This is a genomic window from Streptococcus sp. 210928-DFI.4.42 (assembly GCF_020554365.1).
In the GTDB taxonomy this organism is placed as follows: Bacteria; Bacillota; Bacilli; order Lactobacillales; family Streptococcaceae; genus Streptococcus; species Streptococcus parasanguinis_S.
On record NZ_JAJCHF010000070.1, the window covers coordinates 1 to 281 of the forward strand.

General features: G+C 37.0%; 1 pseudogene. It reads right to left on the bottom strand.

What is annotated here, in order from left to right:
* Positions 1-281 (bottom strand): annotated as a pseudogene (locus LIZ08_RS10340) (MFS transporter); the annotation flags it as partial.

Below are 281 nucleotides of genomic sequence, written 5' to 3' on the forward strand. Positions count from 1 at the left end.
AAGAAATAATCACTTGGGTGTTAGTAGTTGCAAATGTAATACCCAAACCAACGATAGCGATGGTTAGAAGAAAAAGCGGGATGCGGATTCTATTAGTGAGAAGTGTGTTGGTTTCATTTTTGTCTGGCAGTAGCGACATAGACACACTGGCTAATAACATTCCAACTGCAGACATAGTTTCTAGGATACCTACTGTTGCATTATCTAATAAAAGTTGCTCTTTGATTACAAATGGCACTCCAATGCTAATGGAAGTATAGAAAAAATTCAGTACAACACTA